This window comes from Jeotgalicoccus nanhaiensis, assembly GCF_015235105.1.
In the GTDB taxonomy this organism is placed as follows: Bacteria; Bacillota; Bacilli; order Staphylococcales; family Salinicoccaceae; genus Jeotgalicoccus; species Jeotgalicoccus nanhaiensis.
This window is the reverse complement of the sequence record NZ_JADGLW010000002.1, coordinates 294,021-312,085: the sequence shown is the minus strand read 5'-3', so window position 1 is coordinate 312,085 and position 18,065 is coordinate 294,021. Positions and strand designations below refer to the sequence as shown.

The 18,065-nt window shown below is 43.0% G+C and carries 19 protein-coding genes; all 19 read right to left on the bottom strand.

Going from position 1 to position 18,065, the window contains the following annotated elements:
* Positions 1 to 27 precede the first annotated feature (27 nt).
* On the bottom strand, positions 28 to 2,544 hold the full coding sequence (locus IR135_RS03815) for a helicase C-terminal domain-containing protein (RefSeq protein WP_135096849.1): 2,517 nt from the start codon (positions 2,542 to 2,544) through the stop codon (positions 28 to 30).
* 12 nt (positions 2,545 to 2,556) lie between these two features.
* Positions 2,557 to 3,513, bottom strand: coding sequence for a biotin--[acetyl-CoA-carboxylase] ligase (locus IR135_RS03810; protein WP_135096847.1), 957 nt, complete (start codon positions 3,511 to 3,513; stop codon positions 2,557 to 2,559).
* Positions 3,467 to 4,687, bottom strand: coding sequence for a CCA tRNA nucleotidyltransferase (locus IR135_RS03805; RefSeq protein ID WP_167753355.1), 1,221 nt, complete (start codon positions 4,685 to 4,687; stop codon positions 3,467 to 3,469). The genes IR135_RS03810 and IR135_RS03805 overlap by 47 nt, the downstream gene beginning before the upstream one ends.
* Positions 4,665 to 5,828 carry an N-acetyl-alpha-D-glucosaminyl L-malate synthase BshA gene (gene bshA, locus IR135_RS03800; protein ID WP_135096843.1) on the bottom strand — a complete coding sequence of 388 codons (1,164 nt, stop codon included), beginning with the start codon at positions 5,826 to 5,828 and terminating at the stop codon, positions 4,665 to 4,667. The genes IR135_RS03805 and bshA overlap by 23 nt, the downstream gene beginning before the upstream one ends.
* Positions 5,829 to 6,081: 253 nt before the next feature.
* Positions 6,082 to 6,780, bottom strand: coding sequence for a zinc metallopeptidase (locus IR135_RS03795; protein ID WP_228063404.1), 699 nt, complete (start codon positions 6,778 to 6,780; stop codon positions 6,082 to 6,084).
* A 55-nt stretch (positions 6,781 to 6,835) separates the two neighbouring features.
* Positions 6,836 to 7,417: a DUF1405 domain-containing protein gene (locus IR135_RS03790; protein ID WP_115884299.1), complete on the bottom strand. Its 582-nt coding sequence runs from the start codon at positions 7,415 to 7,417 to the stop codon at positions 6,836 to 6,838.
* A gap of 45 nt (positions 7,418 to 7,462) precedes the next feature.
* On the bottom strand, positions 7,463 to 8,263 hold the full coding sequence (locus IR135_RS03785) for a menaquinol-cytochrome c reductase cytochrome b/c subunit (RefSeq protein WP_115884300.1): 801 nt from the start codon (positions 8,261 to 8,263) through the stop codon (positions 7,463 to 7,465).
* Between the two features lie 15 nt (positions 8,264 to 8,278).
* On the bottom strand, positions 8,279 to 8,953 hold the full coding sequence (gene qcrB, locus IR135_RS03780) for a menaquinol-cytochrome c reductase cytochrome b subunit (RefSeq protein WP_026858063.1): 675 nt from the start codon (positions 8,951 to 8,953) through the stop codon (positions 8,279 to 8,281).
* 11 nt (positions 8,954 to 8,964) lie between these two features.
* Positions 8,965 to 9,465: a ubiquinol-cytochrome c reductase iron-sulfur subunit gene (locus tag IR135_RS03775; protein ID WP_115884301.1), complete on the bottom strand. Its 501-nt coding sequence runs from the start codon at positions 9,463 to 9,465 to the stop codon at positions 8,965 to 8,967.
* A gap of 145 nt (positions 9,466 to 9,610) precedes the next feature.
* Positions 9,611 to 10,039, bottom strand: a complete 429-nt coding sequence (locus IR135_RS03770) for a DUF2487 family protein (protein ID WP_135096841.1) — start codon at positions 10,037 to 10,039, stop codon at positions 9,611 to 9,613.
* 5 nt (positions 10,040 to 10,044) lie between these two features.
* Positions 10,045 to 10,521, bottom strand: a complete 477-nt coding sequence (locus IR135_RS11725) for a YpiB family protein (RefSeq protein ID WP_115884303.1) — start codon at positions 10,519 to 10,521, stop codon at positions 10,045 to 10,047.
* Complete coding sequence (locus IR135_RS03760; RefSeq protein ID WP_135096839.1) at positions 10,502 to 11,773, bottom strand: tetratricopeptide repeat protein; 1,272 nt, start codon at positions 11,771 to 11,773, stop codon at positions 10,502 to 10,504. Before IR135_RS03760 ends, IR135_RS11725 begins: the two co-directional genes overlap by 20 nt.
* Before the next feature lies 1 nt (position 11,774).
* Entirely contained in the window at positions 11,775 to 13,064 is a 1,290-nt protein-coding gene (gene aroA / locus IR135_RS03755; protein ID WP_135096837.1) for a 3-phosphoshikimate 1-carboxyvinyltransferase, read from the bottom strand.
* Positions 13,061 to 14,107 (bottom strand): 3-dehydroquinate synthase, encoded by a 1,047-nt coding sequence (locus IR135_RS03750; protein ID WP_135096835.1) that lies wholly within the window; start codon positions 14,105 to 14,107, stop codon positions 13,061 to 13,063. The genes aroA and IR135_RS03750 overlap by 4 nt, the downstream gene beginning before the upstream one ends.
* 1 nt (position 14,108) lies before the next feature.
* A complete protein-coding gene (gene aroC / locus IR135_RS03745) occupies positions 14,109 to 15,275 on the bottom strand; it encodes a chorismate synthase (RefSeq protein ID WP_135096833.1) in 1,167 nt (388 codons plus the stop codon).
* Between the two features lie 79 nt (positions 15,276 to 15,354).
* Complete coding sequence (gene ndk, locus IR135_RS03740) at positions 15,355 to 15,801, bottom strand: nucleoside-diphosphate kinase (RefSeq protein WP_115884308.1); 447 nt, start codon at positions 15,799 to 15,801, stop codon at positions 15,355 to 15,357.
* Positions 15,802 to 15,866: 65 nt separating this feature from the next.
* Positions 15,867 to 16,820: a polyprenyl synthetase family protein gene (locus IR135_RS03735; protein ID WP_135096831.1), complete on the bottom strand. Its 954-nt coding sequence runs from the start codon at positions 16,818 to 16,820 to the stop codon at positions 15,867 to 15,869.
* Positions 16,817 to 17,521, bottom strand: coding sequence for a demethylmenaquinone methyltransferase (locus IR135_RS03730; protein WP_135096829.1), 705 nt, complete (start codon positions 17,519 to 17,521; stop codon positions 16,817 to 16,819). Before IR135_RS03730 ends, IR135_RS03735 begins: the two co-directional genes overlap by 4 nt.
* A complete protein-coding gene (locus IR135_RS03725; protein WP_135096827.1) occupies positions 17,521 to 18,027 on the bottom strand; it encodes a hypothetical protein in 507 nt (168 codons plus the stop codon). Before IR135_RS03725 ends, IR135_RS03730 begins: the two co-directional genes overlap by 1 nt.
* Between the last annotated feature and the right edge of the window lie 38 nt (positions 18,028 to 18,065).

The window sequence follows — 18,065 nt, the reverse complement described above, 5'->3', positions numbered from 1 at the left end:
AGTCTCCTAACAATTATGTTTTCCTTATTATAAACCAAAAAGCAGCGCTTTAAAAGTTTCCCTCGTGTCATGAATAATATTTTCTTTAGGAAAATATTTTAAAAATGCCTGCCTGTACGGCTTGGTCATAATCCTGTCATCGAACAGGAGTACGATTCCTTTATCTTCTCTGCTCCGCTTGACCCGGCCGATAATCTGTCTGAAATGAATGACAGCTTCCGGCAGGTCTGCCGTATAGAAATCTCTGAAACTGTCGCCTTTAGGCACCGGGAACGGAAGTTTTGTCAGCATCAGCGCCTTGTCCTGATCGCTGACGAGATTAATCCCTTCGGTAAAAGTATAGGTGCCGAGAAGGAGGCACTGGCTCAGCTGGTTGTACTGGCTGAGCAGCTTCTCGTTATTTGAGTTATGAGACTGGCGGAGAACGGGAATCTGTTCAAACAGTTCAATGTCTTCGGTAAAGCTGTAAACTCTCTCCAGCAGTTCATAATTTGAAAATATAACGATGAGCTTCGAGTTCGTTTCGCTTAAATACAGCGCAATATAATCGAGTATGTCGACGATATAGGCACTGTCATGCGGATCATAGCTGCTGATATCATTCGGTATAAATAATTTAATATCATTATACATTTCTGTCCGGTTCATGACCGTTGTCTTAAAGTCATAATCGCCGAACCAGTATTTTAAATGCTTAAAGCTGTCGTGCACTTCCAGCGTGCCGGAAAGGAGAATCTGACAGGGAATGGATCTGAGGGCATCAGCCAGTGTGTCGAGGACATCTGTCCGGATGGTTACTTCTGTTTTCTGGAAGTTTTTGCTGTTTTTAATATGATAATCATCATAAGCGAGCGCATAGCGCAGATTCTTCAGGGAATCATCGAAATAATGCATGTGATTATACAAAGCCTGATAATTATCAGTGCCGCGTACGGTGCTTAAAAACATATCGGTAAATTTTATGAGACTGTCGAGTGTTTCGAGCGCCTCACTCACTTTTTTCCGTGACAGCTCCTGAAATAATAAATCGATATTTTTATTCAGATTAATTACAAGATCCTCAAGCAGATACATAGATACTGCACTGTTGGTTTTACTGTATTGGCTGAGCAGTCTGTCCTGATTAATCAGACCGACCTGGCCGATAAAGAACTTCAGTTCAGGATAGCTGAACTTTCTGCGTTCTTTCAGATCAAGTGCCTGTTTCAGCTGATGGGCCTCGTCGATAATCAGCGCCTGAATGTCTTTGAGATTATTGAGACAGTCGTTTAAAAAGTAATGATTGGTAACGATAATCGGCACTTTCCTTGCGTTTGACAGCGCACGCTTAAAATAAAAATGGTGCTTTTTATTCCCTGCCTGAATCAGCATGGTCTCATAATACGATTTTTCCGGCCCCCGGAGATTTACTTCTGACAGATCGCCGGTTTCTGTTTCAATAAGCCAGATGAGCATGCGCATCTTAAGAAAGCATATTTCAGGATTTGCATCATCGAGTCCGAGCAGAGCTGTAAAAGCGTTAAGGTCAACATAATTGAGCCTGCCTTTTAAGAGCGCAAACGGCGTATCGTATGACACTACTTTTCTGAGCCGCATCAGCGACTCTTCAATCAGCTGATTTTGCAGTATTTTCCGCGAGGTCGACACGACGACCTGACCGTCGTAAGCCGAGTAATAGCTGAGAGCCGCTATTAAGAATGCATCGCTTTTTCCGAGTCCGGTATAAGCTTCAATCGCATGATAATTTTCTTCGACCAGCGAGTCGTAAATTAACAGCGCAAGCTTGTACTGATCTTCCCGGTAGTCATTCCCCGTAATGCTGAGATATTTATGATACAGATCATGTACGCTCACAGGATCTATTGATTTATGGGTAACACTCGTATCCTTAATATAAAATTGGTTGTAGCTGATAATATTGTCATCGTTATCATCTGTATACCGGTTTAATATTGAGAAAATCAAATCGGTCAGGCTGGTCCGCATCATCTTCGACAGATGGTAGATTTTTATCAGCGTTTCACGGTGCAGGCCGATCATTTTTTGCATGATAAATATCAGCGCTTCGGCTGTGGCATAGGCATCCTCATCCGCCCGGTGCGCCTGAGACAGTTCGATGCCGAGATGTTCCGCAACGAGATGAAGCTGGTAGCCGGATACAGACGGCAGAAAGATACGGACGAGTTCGACCGTATCAAGTTTGTGCATGGGCTTGTAGGACAGACCTTGAGACTGGAAGGCAGCCTGCAGGAAAGTCAGATCAAAATCAACATTGTGTGCAACGAAAACCGCATCTTCAAGCTGGCTCAGCAAATCTTCTGCAAGGTCTTTAAATTTTGGTGCGCCGACCAGCATGTCTGAAGAAATATTCGTCAGTTCGCGTATAAACGGTGACACAGCTGTTTCATCACTTAAAAAAGTATTGTACTGTCCTGTAATTTTCAAATTACGTACGAACACAATACTTAATTGAATGATATTATCTTTTTTCAGATTATTTCCAGTCGTTTCCAGATCGACGACTGCGAATGTTTTGTTTAACATTATATCACCAAGTTAAATTTCAATATCGGCACTGATTACCTTATGTATGTTCTGGTCCCCGTCTAAAATGACCAGGTAGCCTTCATCAGTAATATCGAGAGCTTTGCCTCTCAATTTTTCTTTGACAGTCGTGATTGTCAGCTCGCGGTTAAAAATGATTGCCTGACAGAGCCAGTCTTCTTTTATCGAACTGAATGACGCGTGTAAAAACTTATCGTAGTAATACTCTATTTTGTCAAACAGCACCTCGGTAAAATGATTGACATCAAATTCTCTGCCGAGCTCACCGGCAATCGATGTCGCGGTCCCGAGAGAACCGGTTACAGGCGAAGGATTAATATTGATGCCGATTCCGCAGACAATCGTATCTACGATATTGTCCGCACTGATGACCTCCGTTAAAAATCCGCACACTTTTTTATCGTTGATAAAAATATCATTCGGCCATTTTATACCGCTTTTTAAACCTGTCGATTCACGTATTGCGCTGCTGATGGCAAGCGACATAAATAAATTAAAGACAATCATTTCCTGGTTAGTCACCTTGGGCCGGAGCACAAGCGACATATAGAGTCCGGTTTCTTCCGGCGACAGCCACTCGCGTTTAAAGCGGCCGCGTCCCGCGGTCTGCTGACCGCTGACAATTACTATATTACCATCATACCGGTCTAAAATCCTGAATGCATGATTCTGCGTGGAATCGATGGTTTTTTTGAAAATCAGTTCTTCAAAGAGAACGGATTTCTGCACCGTGCCGGCGAGCAGTGTTTCATTAATTCTGCCCGGCGGTTCAAGCAGCCTGTAGCCTTTGTTTGTTACAGCTTCAATATTATAGCCGTCACTTTTCAGCTTTTGAATATTTTTCCAGACTGCAGTCCGCGAAACATTCAGTTCCTCTGCGAGCCGGGTGCCCGACAGATAATTACCTTCCATCATTAAAGACAATATTTCCGTCTTCGTTTTTGACATGTAAATTCACCCAATTAACTATTTCTTTTTCGTTATTGATAAGATTTCCGAGGAGCACTTCTTCCTCAATTGCATTCAGACACTCGCGCAGCCAGGGTCCGCCTTTTGCATTTAAAGCGGTCATCAGAGTATTGCCGTCGGCAGCGAGTTCGCTCCTGTTCTTTAAAGCGAGCTGCGGACGCGCATCAATGGCTGCCTCAAGATGAACTTCAAGGTCAGCACTGACGAGTGCGTTTAATTTTATTATATCATTTACACCAATTAAAATGTCCTCTTCATAGCGGTAAGCCAAAAGCTTTGTATTCATGCCGTTCTCTAGCGCTTCGATTGCTTTCAAAGATTCTTTTATCACTGTTTTCTGACGGTTAGCCAGTTTCAGCGTGCCGAGATGTTTCTGCAAAGCGCTGTCTCTGTAAATATGAACGACAGCTTCCTGCTCCAGCGACAGCGCTCTCGACTGAATATACTGTTCTTTATCGATAGATTGAAAGAATGGGAGATAGCTGAGCATATCTGTTTTTGCGATAACATCTTTTGCACTTTGAACATTGATGCCGCGGTATAATTTACGAAGCTCTGCTGTAATCCGCTCGACGGCAATATAGCGGAGCATGCCGGCGTGTTCTGCAACGGCTTTTTCTGTCTCAGAAGTAAGCTTAAAATTAAGCTGCGACATAAAGCGGACAGCACGGAGCATGCGGAGTGCGTCTTCATCGAAGCGTTCTGAAGCAGTGCCGACTGTATTGATCAGCCTGCTTTTGAGATCTTTTAAGCCGTTATAAGGGTCGTACAAGTCCATATCAGCAGTCATCGCCATCGCGTTAATTGTGAAATCCCTGCGGCTTAAGTCTTCTTTCAGATGCTGAGTAAAAAAAACATTATCCGGTCTCCGGTGATCGGTATAAGTGCCTTCGACACGGTAAGTCGTCACTTCAAACGGAAGTCCGTCCATCAGGACAATAATCGTGCCGTGCTCTTTGCCGACATCGATTGTTTTATCGAATAAAGCTTCGATTTCATCAGGAAGCGCGTTCGTCGTAATATCGACATCGCTGACAGCGCGACCGAGCGTATAATCCCGCACCGCCCCGCCGACAAAGTAGCCCTCATAATTATTTTCTTCCAAGCGCTCTATAATTTTGGCGCCGATTTTAAATAGATTTTGTTCCGTCATTGTCTGCACCTGCCAAAAGTCTGGTATAAAGATTTTCGTATTCGGTAACGATACTGTCCATGTTAAATCGTTCTTTAACATCTTTCAGCATCTTGTCCTGCATCTCTTCGTACAATGTATCATCGCTGAGCAGTTCTATCAGATAGGCTGCTGCCTGCTTATAATCGCCGACCTCGACGACATAACCTGTTTCCTTATGTTTGATTACTTCGGATATGCCTCCAGCTGTCGAGCCCACCGGCACGGCACCGCAGTACATTGCTTCAAGCATAGCGAGACCGAAACTTTCCTTAGCGCTCAAAAGCAAAAAAGCATCGCTTAATTTGTAATATGAACTCACATCAGACTGCTGACCGGCAAAATGCACACGGTCCTCAATGCCGAGACTGCTGACGAGAGATCTGATACTGTACATATCGGGACCATCCCCGACAAAGACCAGATGGCAGTCGATTTCTTTTGAAGTCTCATAAAAGGTGCGGACAATATCATCAGCATTTTTAATTTTCCTGAAATTCGATGTGTGCATAAGCACTTTAGAGTTCTTTGGAATATTGAGCTTTTCTTTCAGTTTTTGTTTAATTTCATCTCTCTTGCCGGTATTAAAACGGGATTCATCAACGAAATTATAAACAGTCTCAATCTCGCTTTCAGGCTGTATTAACTCATAAGTCTCCTCCGTCAGGCTGCTGCTGACAGAAGTTGTGATATCGGAGTTGTCGATGCCGAATTTTATGGCGCTGACGAGCGACATATCGTGGCCGAGAACTGTAATATCTGTGCCGTGCAGCGTAGTGACAATACCGACATCTTTCTTTTTCGACATTTGTCTCGCAAGTATACCGCAGACTGCGTGCGGAATTGCATAATGCATGTGAATAACATCTAGCTCGTAACGGTTGATAATCTCTGATATTTTACTCGATAAAGTAATATCATACGGCGGATATTTAAAGACGCTGTAGTCATTAACCTCTGTCCGATGCGTGTATATATTATCATAATTATGCTCAAGCCTAAACGGCACACTCGATGAAATAAAGTGCACTTCGTGCCCGCGGCGGGCCATTTGAATACCAAGTTCCGTAGCGATAACACCGCTGCCGCCGACACTTGGATAACATGTAATTCCAATTTTCATAATCATGCACCTCTAATGCTTATAGTATCGTTTATCAATATTAATTATAATGAATATGAGAGTATAAGGGAAATGAATCTGTTTACATTGATGATATAAGTTTGGAAAGCTGTGTTTTAATAAAAATTGCGTATTAATCAGGCGCATGGAAACTCCATGAGCTCATATGACCGGTACAACACCGACCCCTAAACTCAACAAAAAAAGCTGCACTATCCTGTAATGAGGATTCTGCAGCTGCTTTTAAAAATTATTAATTTGAGTTTCTTGCAATCATGATAAAGCGTAACAGTTCGGCTACAGCTACTGCTGTTGCGGCAACGTAAGTCATTGCTGCAGCGTTCAGCACTTTTTTAGCGTGGCGGTATTCTTTACTGTTCACGATGTTCAGTTCTTCAATCTGGTTCATTGCCCGTCTCGATGCATCGAACTCCACAGGAAGTGTAACGATCTGGAAGAGTACGGCAAAGGCCATTAATCCGATACCTGACCAGAGAAGTATTTCACCAAGTCCGCCGCCTGCAGCGCTTTGTGCCGCTGTCAGAATGATACCTGCAATAATCAGGAAGTACGAGAAGTTGCTTCCGAGCTGTGCGAGCGGGAACAATGCTGATCTGAAATTTAAAAACTTATAGCCGGTAGCATGCTGGATTGCGTGCCCGACTTCGTGTGCGGCTACTGCTGTGCCTGCAACACTCGGGTTGTCGAAGTTGCCGGGAGACAGAACGACTTTTTTGTTTTTCGGGTCGTAGTAGTCCGTGAGAACACCCTGCCCGCGTTCAACGGTGACGTCGTATATTCCATTTTCCCGGAGGATGTCTTCTGCAACCTGCTGTCCTGTCAAACCGCTTGTTGAGCGTACTTTGGAGTATTTGTTAAAGGTGGATTTGACATTCATCTGTGCAAGCATTGGTACAATCATTAAAATTACAAAATAGATTATAAGATACAAGTTAGTCCCTCCGTCTGATTCATAACACTATTTTACTAAACTGTTTTTACTTTAGTCAATTATTACGTCTAGCCGCAAGCTTATATAATAGCACGAGGACAATGACTGTCAGCCAGAAGGCAAGATATCCTATCTCTTGTGCATACGGATGAAGATTGCCGTATTTCGGATACTGCATATAGACGTAATCAATGACATCGTTGTGAAACAGCCAGACGGCTGTAACGTAAAAATGCCAAGGTTTAATTTCAATATAAGGCAGGAACATAAATGCCATCAGCGCCATGGCAGCATGCGAAGCGATAAGCATCAGTCCGATCCAAGACACAAAACCCATATCGATAAAGTTCCAGATATTCATAATTACTGCCCATACCCCATACTTTATCAGCGTAGTAAAAGCCAAGGCATCGATCAGGCCAAATTTTTGATTGAATAATATTAAGACAATTAATATACATAAAAACAGAGTGGCTGTCGGGCTGTCAGGAACGAATGGATAAAAATACCACGGTGTAATAGACAGCTGGCCGCCGTACCATATATAACCGTATATTGTTCCAGCGATGTTGCAAATCAAAAGAAAGACCAGGAAGAGTCTGTTAAACATCAGTTTATATAAGTTATATATCATCATTTCACCTATAAGAAGACCCTTCTGTTGCCAGAAGGGTCATTATTATTATTCTGCTGATTCTTCAGTGTTCGCTGCTTCATCTTTTGTTGTCAGTTCGAGTCCTGCAACATACTCAGAAATTGCTGTAATTTCATCATCTGTTAATTGACCTTCGAAGGCCGGCATTTCTTCTGTACCGTTTCTAACAAAAGCTTCAACCATTTCCGGAGCAAGTTCCGGTTCAATCAGGTTAGGACCCGATCCCCCGGCAAGCTCTCCGCCGTGACAGCTCGTACAGTTTGTACGAATCAGATCGTTAAAGACAGGGTCTTCAGCATCTAAGTTTGAGAAGACAATCTGTCCTTGCTGATTTTGCTGTTCCCAATCATGGTAAGCTACCGATTCCCAAGTTGTATAGAAAATTATACCAACTGCAATCAGCATCATTCCTGTTGCTACCGGGCGTTTTTTCCAGTGGCGTTCTTTTTTGCCGTCAAGCCAAGGTGCAAGAAGTAAAGCACCGAAAGCAATACCAGGAATAATCATGGCACCGACAATGTTGAACGGACCTGAAGCGTATGTGTATTTAAGAATCTGATAAAGGAAAAGGAAATACCAGTCAGGTAATGGAATATAACCTGTATCAGTTGGATCTGCCATACGTTCAAGCGGCGCCGGATGAGCGACCGTCAAACATAGGAATCCGATTAAGAACACTGCTCCGACCAACCATTCTTTGAGCAGATAATCGGGCCAGAACTCCTCTGTACGACCAGGGAATTCTGAATAGTCACGATTTAATTTTGGTTTGTCATATTTTTGAATTCGTGAGTCACCGACAAAAGTGAGACCTTTACCGCGTTTCATATATTTTCCCTCCCCTTATAGTGGTCCTGAGATACCTTGTCTACGTATTAAGATAAAGTGAATTGCCATTAATACAAATAGTGCAGCAGGCAGGAAGAATACGTGGATGGCAAAGAACCTTGTAAGTGTCTGTGCACCGATAATAGTTGAATCACCTGCGAGAAGTGTCTTAATCCATTCTCCGATGAACGGAACACTCTCAGCAATATCCAAGCCTACTTTAGTAGCGAATAATGCTTTCATGTCCCATGGCAGTAAGTAACCTGTGAAAGCCAGACCAAGCATAACTGCGAATAACAGAACGCCTACGACCCAGTTTAATTCACGCGGTGACTTATAAGCACCTGTAAAGAATACTCTGAGAGTATGTAAGAACATCATAACCACTACTAAACTTGCACCCCAGTGGTGCATACCTCTGACAATAACACCCGCTGCTACATCCTGCTGCAGGAAGTATACAGAGTTCCAGGCATTAATAATGTCCGGCACGTAATACATTGTTAAAAACATTCCAGATAAAATCTGAATTACTGTAATAAAGAACGTCAGTCCTCCAAAACAGTAGACGAAAGCTGAGAAGTGGTAGGCAGGGTTAACATGCTCTGGCACTTCGTGATCAGCTACGTCTCTCCAGATCGGCGTGATGTCAATTCTGTCATCAATCCAATCATAAATACGATTTAGCATTTAATTCCCTCCTATACCAATTCATTCTCGTGTATAGCACCAATTGTCAGGTAGCCGTCTGATTCTCCGACTTCGAACATATCAAGCGGTCCACGAGGCGGTGTTCCCGGTACGTTAGCACCGTTCTTTTCGTAAAGCCCGTTGTGACACGGACAGAAGAATCTATCCGGGTTAGCGGCATCACTTGCCCATGAAACCGTACAGCCTAAATGTTTACACACAGGTGATAACGCTATGATTTCATCGCCTTCGCGGTAAACCCAAGCGAAATCCGTTACCTCACTCACATACCAACCATCTTCTTGTTCGAATGTGAAGTCTACACTGACCGGTTCCTCTGTGATGTCATCAATCTTTACACTTGTAGTAATCATGTCACCTGCAGAAGATTCCTGGAAAAGCGGATCGAGTGCGAATCTTCCCATTGGCAGAATCATACCTGCCGCCATGAACGACCCTACACCCATTAATGAGTAGTTCAGGAACTGGCGTCTTGTTACTTTTTGCGACATTTTTCTTTCCCCCCTCAAACGCACATACTTTTACATATAATATAACTAGGACATTTCAATTTTAGCTCATTAAAACTAGGCGGTCAATACGGTTTTCAAATAATTGACACATGTTATAAACAGAAATGTGTAATTATACTTTTAATTATTGATTCCACACTCCGATTATCTGTTTGATAACGGTTTTAACCTCATCGTTAATAATTGAAATTTTCATTTCGTTATCCATATCGCTGATCGGGATGCTGTTAATTTTTATATGATGGACGCCTTCTATGTCGAGGGAATCAAACGACAAGCTGACTACATGTTTAAAACCGTAGCCCGTAAGCTGGTCTCTGTACGTTTCGAGCGCCGAACTGTCCCCGCCTACATTTGTCAAAGCCGGAGTAATCATCAGGCGGCCCTTCAGCTGCTTTTCAAGTTGGATTGTAACGAGCTGAACCAGTTCCAGATTATTAGCGTGATGCAGCAGATCGCCGTCAAAATCAACCTTGGCAAAAGGAACGATTGCCGTATCGACAAATTCAATTTCATCTTTTAACACACGTAAATCGCGATTATTATAAAGCACAAATACTAACCTCTTTTATCATTTAATTTTTGGAGTTCATCTGTCAGTTCGAAAAAGCGTTCTTTATCTTTTGACACGAGCGCCTCATCGATTAAAACTTCGAGTTCTTTAATATCTTCCAATAGAATTTCATCGTTTTTCATCAGTTCTTCAGTCTTCGCCTGATTGTAGCGGACATCGTTTTTTGAGAAGATAAATTCGACGTACAGCTCTTCGGTTTTGTTCAGGTTGAGCTCATGGAAAATCGTCTCGCCGTCAGCGGTTACCGTGCCGTTCTTTTCAAACATTAAAGTCGGCCGGTTTGTTCTCTTTTCAGCAATACGGAGCTTGCGGCTGAGTCCCGATTTTGTAAACGAAATATTATGCGTTATCAGAGGATGGGATTTTATAAAATTTAAAATCCACACTGCAGTATGGTCTTTGAATTCATAATTATACAAACAATAATTTATAAAATCTTTTTTAAAACTCGTCTTCCTCACCTGCTATTCGCTCGTAATCCAGCTGCCATTCCAGATTATCGGGTTCTAGTTTGATTAATTTTTCGAGTACTTCTTTTTTCTTCGGATGATTGATTTCAATCAGATAGTAATAGAAATCGGCGTAAAATTCTGCTGATTCTCCAATCAGTGCTTCCGCATCTTCGTAATACTTAAGTGCTTTTTCGTCGTTTTCATTCTCTGCTTCAATCTTCGCAAGAAGATAAATGGACTCCCCGCTCAGCGCGTTGATGTCAAGATGTTTCACGTATTCGTCCACAGTCTCTGTTTCTCCTGTTTTCAAAATGCTTTCAAACAGCATGAGATAAGCGTCATCGTAGTCTTCATCAAGCGATGTTGCAAGACTGAAGTTTTCAATAGCTTCCTCCGGTTTGTTCTGCCTGAAGTAAAGACGTCCGATATGGAAGTATATCAATGCGTTCTTATCATTTTCACGCAGGTAGCGGAGCAGCGTTTCCAGGGCCTCATCGAGATTATGCTCAGTTTCATAGATGTTCATCAGAAGAATGTAAGCATTGATAAAGTACGGTTCATTATCGATAACTTTATCAAGCAGAGTTTTCGCACGGTCGTATTCTTTTAAATTGTACTCGAGGAGAGCTTCTTTATAAAAGTCTTCGTTTCCGTAGCTTTCGTCCGGCACGTTGTCAAAATATGCGCGTGCGTCGTCGAAGTTTAAAAGATTTAAGTTAATATCCGCAAGGCGCAGGCTGATGATAATGCCGTTGACTTCCTCAAGACCTTCGTTCAGCACTGTTTCATAAAAACGGATTGCTTCTTCAAGGTCTCCGAGCGTGTAATAAAGCTCTGCGATTGCAAAGTCTATAATAATATCATCCGTCATCGTTTTCGCTTCAAACAAGAGACGCACGGCTACATCATTTAAGTTCATCTGCTGGAATATTTCAGATTTCAGCATCAGCACCGTCGGTGTTTCAGGACTGTTGTTAATCAATGTGAGCGCTTCGTCTAAACGCGCTTCATTGATATACGAATCAACGAGATAGCTGATGACGTAATCATCGTGATCAACATTGTCGTTTAAATGTAGGAAGACCTGTCTTGCTTGATAGTCGAGCCCTGCATTCTGCAGCGCATCGCCGAGTAAGAACAAAGCCTCCAGCGATTCATCCGAATGAAACTGCTCTAAACTGTTCAGTATATAATTTAAATCTTCTTCGGGATAAGTCCCCTGCCGGAGCTTATCGATTATACGGAGTATTTCTTCCTGCATATTACCGGTCCTTTCTTAAACCCTCAAGATCACTAACAAACGAAGGGAACGATACGTCTATTGCGCTCTGGTCATCAATTTCAATATTTGTATTCGCTGCTGCCGCCATGACAATCAGCATCATAATTATACGGTGGTCATGATAGCCTTTAAACAGTTCATCCTGTTTAACTTTTTTATATCCCGGTTTCACTTTAAAGCCGTCTTCGTACTCTTCAAATGATACACCGAATTTTGACAGTTCCGCAATTACAGCTGTAATGCGGTCTGTTTCTTTAAATCTTAGTTCCTCCGCACCGCGGACAGTGCTCTCACCGTCAGCGAATACTGCAAGCACAGCGAGAATCGGAATTTCATCAATCAGGCGCGGAACAATGTCGCCGCTGATATGGAAAGGTTTTAAATCAGGTGTATACTGCACTCTGATATCTCCGAACTTCTCACCTTTAGAATCGTGTTCGGTAATTGTGATGTTCCCGCCGCATGCCTTCACGACGTCGATAATACCTGACCGTGTTTCGTTCAGTGAGACATTTTCAATTGTAATATCAGCATCTTTCGTAATCAGTGCGAGCACGATCAAAAATGCCGCCGATGAAATATCGCCCGGCACGGTCACGTCCGAGGCTGAAAGCTTTTTGCCGCCCTGTAATTTAACAGTTGTCCCCGAGACGGAAATGTCCGCACCGAACTGTTCCATCATAATTTCTGAATGATTACGGGACTGGTGTGTTTCACGGACGACGGTCTCCCCGTCAGTAAACAGTCCAGCAAAAAGTATTGCACTTTTCACCTGGGCAGATGCAACCGGCATATCGTACTCCAATGGTTTTAATACTGCCGGATGAATATTTACCGGCGGATATCTGTCGTCTTTCAGAGAAATATCAGCACCCATTTCCGACAGCGGTATAACAACGCGGTCCATCGGCCGTTTAGCGATTGTTACGTCACCTTCAACCGATGCAGTAATATTATTAAGACCGGCGAGCAGGCCTGTAATCAACCGTGTTGTTGTGCCGCTGTTGCCTGTATACAAGACAGCATCAGGCGATATTAAATGGTCATGCCCTTTTGAGACAACTTTAAAATCATCGCCTTCCTGGGTCACTTCCGCGCCCAGCTGACGCATATTTTCAAAAGTTCTGAGCGTATCCGCGCTGATTAAGGGGCGGTAAATCTGAGTTGTTCCCTCACTCAGTGCACCGAGCATAAGAGCGCGGTGTGTGATTGACTTATCGCCGGGGACTCTTACAGTGCCTTCGAATGTTCCATTCAGTAATTGTTTCATATGCGCTCCTTTAATGCTGTCAACATATTTTTCAAATCTTCGATTTTTATATCCGTGACAGCAGGGGTATTTTTATCTTCGAATACAACATAGCTTATATAATCACTGCGGTGATTTTTTTTATCTTTCTGCATAAAGTGCATCATCTCGTCAATATCCATCTCTTTAAGGAGCTGAACCGGATAGCCGTGACGACGTATATAGGCAATGTATGCATCAAGGTCAAAACCGGCGCCGTTCAATTCGTTAGATATATAAAGCGCTGCAATGATTCCGAGCATAACTGCCTGGCCGTGGGGAATTTTATATTTATATTCCACAGCATGGGCCAGCGTATGTCCTAAATTTAAAAACTTGCGGCTGCCCGATTCGTGCTCATCTTCGATAACAATTTTCATTTTTGTTTCGATGCCTTTAATGATATAAGGCGGAAGCGCTGTAATATCGATACTGTTCTCTGTCGCCGCCATAAGTTCATCCAGCAGTGCGGGACTGTGAAGCATCGCATGCTTGAAAACTTCTCCGAAACCGCTCAGCACTTCATCTTCCAGCAGCGAATCAAGAAATTCAAGATCATAAATGACTGCCCGGGGGCGGTAAAATGCGCCGATTAAGTTTTTACCATGTTCGGAGTTAATCGCAGTCTTGCCGCCGATAGCGGAATCGTGTGCGAGGAGTGTCGTAGGCACATGAATATAATCCACACCCCGGAGAATAATGCTTGCGATAAAACCGCCGGCATCCCCGGTGGCGCCGCCGCCGATAACGACAAGCAGAGAATTCCTCTTGATGCCGGATGCGAGCAGTGCTTCCATAGTGTGCATTAGAGGAGAAACGTATTTAAACGATTCTCCTCCTGTGACGACCAGCGGCGATTTTATAAATGATAATTTTGAATCCCTGTATATATCATAGATATTCTCATCGATAATATAGTATACGGATTCGTATTGTTCGGTATAAGTTTCAAGACAATTTTTTAAAATATTCCGGTCAACGTGGATTTTATAATTATTATCTTTATAGGCCGTCGAAATGTCCATATTAATACTCGCTTAAACGTTTGTTGTATAGTTCGAGAGAAGCTTTCAGATCACCGAAGTCATCGCTTGGGAATTTGTCTAAAATTGCTTCCGCCACTTCGATTGCGACCATGTGTTCAGCGACAATGGATGCAGCCGGCACCGCACAAGGATCACTGCGTTCAATCGTTGCGGTAAATGCTTCTTTCGTTTCGATATCGACACTCATCAGCGGTTTGTAAAGCGTCGGTATCGGCTTCATTACTCCGCGGACAACAATCGGCATTCCGGTTGTCATGCCGCCTTCGAAACCGCCGAGATTGTTCGAACTGCGGTAAAAACCGTCTTCAGAGTCGAATTTAATTTCATCCTGCACTTTTGAACCCGGAGTTTCAGCCATCTTAAAGCCCATGCCGAACTCGACACCTTTAAATGCATTAATACTGACGATGCTGCGTGCAATTTTTGCATCGAGTTTACGGTCGTAATGCACGTGTGATCCCAAGCCTACAGGAGGATTTTCAACAATGACTTCAACGACACCGCCGAGTGTATCGCCTCTCTTCTTCGCGTCATCAATCGTCTCCTCAGCCTGTTTTGTTGCCTCATCTGAAATCATGCGCACACTTGAATCAGACGATTTATCACTTAATTCATCGAAATTGTATACACCGTCATCTGTAACTTCGCCGATTTTAGTCACGCGGGAAGTAATATTTATATCAAGAGCATACAGTAATTCTTTACAGAGTGCGCCTACAGCAACACGTGCAGTTGTTTCACGGGCAGAAGAGCGCTCAAGAATATTGCGCAGATCGCGGTGGTTGTACTTCATTCCGCCGACGAGGTCTGCATGTCCCGGACGCGGTTTCGTAATAATGCGTTTCATTTCGGCTTCTTCTTCTTCTGTAATCGGCTCGGCTCCCATAATATTGACCCAATGTTTAAAATCATCGTTATTGACTTCCATCATAATCGGACTGCCGAGTGTTTTGCCGTGGCGGATGCCTGAACCGAATTCGAACGTATCTTTTTCAATCTGCATACGGCGTCCGCGCCCGTATCCGCCCTGGCGTTTAAACAGCTCCTCCTGCATGCGTTCTTTGTTAACAGGAAGGTTTGAAGGGAATCCTTCGACAATGGCGTTGACTTTCGGGCCGTGTGATTCTCCTGAAGTTAAAAATCTCATTGTAAGCACCTCTATCTGAATTATTTATATATATGAAAAAAAGACTGAGTAATGTTATTACCCAGCCTGGTTGCAAGTTTTAGTAAATCCAAGCGCTATTAGATAGGTCGTAATCTAATACTTCAGATTCGTCGAAGAATAAGTTAATTTCTCTTTCAGCACTTTCAGGTGAATCTGATCCGTGAATAATGTTTTTACCGACAGTTAAACCGAAATCTCCGCGGATTGTTCCAGGAGCAGCTTCCTGAGGGTTTGTAGAACCAACAACTAGACGTGCAGTTTTAATAACATTTTCACCTTCAAGAACCATTGCGAAAACTGGGCCTGAAGTGATGAAGTCTACAAGCTCGCCGAAGAAAGGTCTTTCGCTGTGCTCACCGTAGTGAGTTTTAGCAAGATCTTCAGAGACTTGCATTAATTTAGCACCGACAACTTTGAAACCTTTGTTTTCTAATCTTTCAACGATAGGTCCGATAAGATTTCTTTGGACACCATCAGGTTTAATCATAAGAAATGTTTTTTCCATTATAGTAAGCTCCTTAAATGTGTTTTCGAATATCATTTTATCATTATATACAGTGTGTTTACAAACTAATTTCGCCTGTTTTTCAACATACCGGCAATTTCCGTCAGATAATGTCTGACCGGCTCATCGATATTGCTGATTTCAACCTCGGCAAGTTCGAGATGTTCCGTGCTGACAGCAAGTGCCCGGTCCACTGCATCACTTTTTAATATATAGTCAATCAAGGCGCCCGGATTTTCCTTTGTCAGAGAAAACTGTTCGAGCATCGATTTAAACTCGGAATCCGAGTCTCTCAAAAGCAGTACAGGCAGCGTATAATGCCCGTTTTTAATATCCGAGTAATTCGGTTTGCCGAGCGTTTTCGTACTGCCGGTAAAATCGAGGCAGTCATCGATAATCTGGAAGCTCATGCCGATATGATAGCCGTAAGTCCGGAGTTTCTCCATCAGCTCAGCGTCCAGTTTCGCCGCATGTGCGCCGAGTTCAATACTGAGAACAATCAGCAGCGCAGTCTTGCGGTAGATTTTTTTGAAATAATCATCCAGTGTCTGAGCGGCATCAAACTGCGTATCAAACTGGACGAGCTCCCCCTTCACAATTTCCCTGATGCCCGAAGAATAGACTGCATGGAAGGCAGGATTGTTTATTTTACTGACTATCTGCAGGGCAGAAGAAAGCAAATAGTTGCCGGTATTAACTGCCTGAAAATAGCCTTCTTCATAAAATACAGTCGGTTTGCCCCGGCGGAGCTCACTGTCATCGATAATATCATCATGGACCAGTGTCGCCATATGCAGCAGTTCGAGGCTCGCACTTGTTTTCAGTACATCATTATAATGTTCTTCTCCTCCCAGTTTACCGGCAAGTATCGTAAACATGGGACGAAGTTTCTTTCCCCCAGAGTTAAACAGCTCGAAACTCTTATCGTTAACTATCGTGCCATTTGGTTTCAGTTCCTCTTTAACAATTTTTTTAACACGGGTCAGTTCTCCCGCCATGAATTTTTTTAAAGATTTCACATTGCAGCCTCTAGCGGTTTGTAGCCGATATGAGTTGCTGCAGTACCAAATGTATGAGGGATTACTTTGATATTTATATACCCTGAGCGGTGCATCATCATTTTCAACTCAGCTTTTGTTAAAAAGCTGCTCGTCGATTCATACAGCCAGGTATATTCCTGTCCACTGCCGGCAATTTTCTGGCCGAGAAACGGCATGATTTTACCGAAATAAATATTAAAACCGAAATTAATCAGGCTGTTTTCAGGATTGGAAGTTTCGAGAATCACAAGCTGGCCGCCCGGTTTCAGCACGCGGTAAAACTCTTCGACTGCACCTTCATAATCAGGCAGGTTGCGGAGGCCGAAACCGATTGTAATAATATCAAATGAATCATCCCCATAGGGAAGATCCGTAGCGTCGCCCTGCACCAGTGTAATATTTTTAAGATCAGCAGTTTTTTTGTCTGCGACTTTCAGCATGTTCTCGCTGAAATCGAGTCCGGTAATATCAGCGTCTTTATTTTCTTCGGCAAGCTGGATTGTCCAGTCTCCTGTGCCGCAGCACAGGTCGAGCACCTGATGGCCCGGTTTCACAAAGATTTCCTTGTTCGTCCGGTTGCGCCATATCGTATGCTGATTAAAGCTTATGATATCGTTCATGTGATCGTAATCATCCGAAATGGAATTGAAGATTGTCTGAATTCTATTTTCTGTTTGCATTAGCTTTCACCTTTTGTATTTATTATGTATGCCAGCTCCGAACGGTTCATGTTTTTAATAAAACAGCCGAGTACGTCATCGAGGTCAGACTTCACATACCCATTATCTATTAAATACAAAAGCGGTGCAAATAGCAGGTACTTTAATTCGCTGTCGGAAAGTTCAAGCCCGTGTTCGTACTGTCTGGATTTTTTAGAAGCCAGATTTTTCGAGATTTCAACCATATCGTGAACAACCTGCATTTCTCCGTGGCGTGCAAGTGCCGAATAGAACTCGCTGAAATAATAGTCCCCTGTCAGAACATGCTGTTCGCGCTTGTCGGCAGATGGTATTCTGTCGAGCTGATTTAAAGCATATGTAAATAAAAGAACCGCATCAGAAATGTGTCTTTTATGAATTATATTTTTATTATCTGAAAAAAATTCAGTAATTTCATTTTGATCCAGTTTTTCAATCAATTCCTGAAGTGTCGAATCGTTATAGGTTTCCGGGGCTGAGTATTTCATAAATATCACCTTATAAATGAATAGACCTAACGTTTCAA